Source organism: Arthrobacter globiformis NBRC 12137, assembly GCF_000238915.1.
Taxonomy (GTDB): Bacteria; Actinomycetota; Actinomycetes; order Actinomycetales; family Micrococcaceae; genus Arthrobacter; species Arthrobacter globiformis.
The window spans coordinates 1-2,110 of sequence record NZ_BAEG01000079.1 but is presented as its reverse complement, the minus strand read 5'-3'; the positions used below and the strand labels follow the sequence as shown (position 1 = coordinate 2,110).

Here is a 2,110-nt window from a genome sequence, read left to right as displayed (position 1 = left end):
CTAGCTCCGCTTCATACAGCGAAGTCCTCACCTAGGCCACAATTCAAGCGCGCCAGGCCCGTGTTTCGAGCATTGGAAACCGGCTAACCGCACTTTGACGGGCTGACGCTGGGGGCATCCAAAGTATCGCCATAAAACCTTGCACTTACGCACAGAACTTTGCCTCTCGTGGGCCCCGATGAATAATCGGCTTCAAGGACAGCCGCCCCGTGTACCGTTAAGCAATGACGATCAACTTCGAGGTGCGTCGCGCGGTGCCTGCGGATGCTCAGCATGGCGAGGGGTCGGCCCTGCGCTCCTCAATGCAGTGATCGACCCTGGCGCGCCTGCAACGCTGTGGGTCGCCGATCCTAATCCGCGAGCACAAGCCTTCTACCGAAAGAATGGCTTTGTCGCCGATGGGACTGTCAAGACCGAGGACGACGTGAGGGAAGTCCGAATGGTCCGCAGCATCCAAGCGGGAACGCCGGCCAAGCGGACGGCGTTTCAACGGACTTATGAGCCAGCGACGTCGAGCAGGACACTCAAGGGAAAATCGGCCCTGAAGGCAACAACGGCTTAAACCCCGGCGACACCACGGTTCCCTCAAGGCCGGAAATTTTCCCCAGATGGGCCATCCGCCGGCAGCGTTCGTTCTCCAGGCGTAACCGTTCCAGCTGGGATCCGTCCGACCGGCGGGGGCGCGGCCTTGGGCTTCCGGCGTCTGTCTTGGGTTTCCGGCGCAAGGCACCCCCGCCTTCTGAAGGTAGGATTAAACGCACTTTCGCAACAGCTCAGGCGAGGCTGAAGGGGCTTCCACGGTCCCCCTGATAGCACTCACCACAGGGGAAAGTTGCAGTCTCACCTGTGGCCCGGCCTCGGAGAGTCTTAGAACAGCTTTTCCACGACCGCATGGGTGAGTTCGTGAATGACCCTGGTTTGTGCCGGTATGTCCGCGATGCTCTTGCCCAGCGTGTAGACCACGAAGGCGTAGGCCCGCGGGCCGCCGGCCAAAATACTGGCGTCGTGCAGGTACCCGTTCAGCAGCCCGTACTTGTGGAACACGGCGACGGCGGGTGGAACGGCGGCGGGGATGAGGGTTTCGTAGTTCGTGTGTTGCATGTAGGAGAGCAGCTGGTTCGCGTGAGCGGTGCTGATCAGCTGTCCGGTGCGCAGCAGGTACAGCAGTGTGGCCGTCTCCGCGGGCGAAAGCTCATTGAGTGGCCTGTTGCAGGGAATCCCTAGTGCGGCAGCATAATCATGGATTCGTTGGTTGCGGATGGCGTTCAGCATCAGTGCCCAGGAACGTTGTTGCTCTGCTGGATCATCTGCCGGAGCTGAAAGGCTGCGGTATAGCGCCCCATGGGTGCCGTGAGGGACAGCAGGCCGCGTTCGGCGTAGTGGTAGTACGCGACCGCTGCCAGGATCTTCCCTGTGCTGGCCGCCACAAACTTCCCCTGAACGCCGTAGGTGTGGAGGAGACCGTCGGACATGTCGATCACAGCAACGCCTAGCTGGTACCGGGGGTATTTGGCGATGATGGCGCTGAGCCGTTTTCGGAGAGCGGCGAAGCGAGGTGCAACTGAAGTTTGTGCAGCCGGTGCGTATCCGGCCGGGACGCGCGCCGGCTTGGGAACGGCAGGCTTAGGAGCCGCCGTCGGGAGTGTGGCTTTGGCCTGACGGTGGAGGGCTGGCTGCTGGCGATGTGACTATGGCTATTGACGGCCGGCTGCCTGAGGGCTTCGGTAGGGAGACATCCATTGTCACAAGTGACAGGCCTAAGGGCTTTGATGTCTGAGCTTGAGCCGGGAGGGCCACTGTGTGGCTGACTTGGGCGGGGCGGCTAGCGGGTGTTGAATCCTCAGGGTCAGCCACCGCGAACCCGCTGAGGTTCAGTGATATGGCCAGCGCTGCCGTACATGCGAACAGGCCGCGGGCAGGGCCCGTTGCTGGGTGGAACCTCTCCTTTCGGCTCGGGGCGGCGACACCGTAAGACGATTCGGAATCATCCCGCCGGCCGGGTTAGGCGCCGGAGTGGCGTGAACAGCGTGGCACGGGGATTCGGTGAACACTGCAGCTTTGAGCCCGACAGCCTGCGGCTCGTATTCGAAAGCCGAGAGAGCGCCTTGAG

2 protein-coding genes are annotated in these 2,110 nt (G+C 62.1%); both read right to left on the bottom strand.

Features of this window, described 5'->3' with window-relative positions; translation table 11 throughout:
• Positions 1-867: 867 nt before the first annotated feature.
• A complete protein-coding gene (locus ARGLB_RS22495) occupies positions 868-1,272 on the bottom strand; it encodes a serine hydrolase (protein WP_003803948.1) in 405 nt (134 codons plus the stop codon).
• The gene (locus ARGLB_RS22490; RefSeq protein WP_003803945.1) at positions 1,272-1,481 is read right to left on the bottom strand and encodes a serine hydrolase; all 210 of its coding nucleotides are present in this window, start codon (positions 1,479-1,481) and stop codon (positions 1,272-1,274) included. The genes ARGLB_RS22495 and ARGLB_RS22490 overlap by 1 nt, the downstream gene beginning before the upstream one ends.
• Between the last annotated feature and the right edge of the window lie 629 nt (positions 1,482-2,110).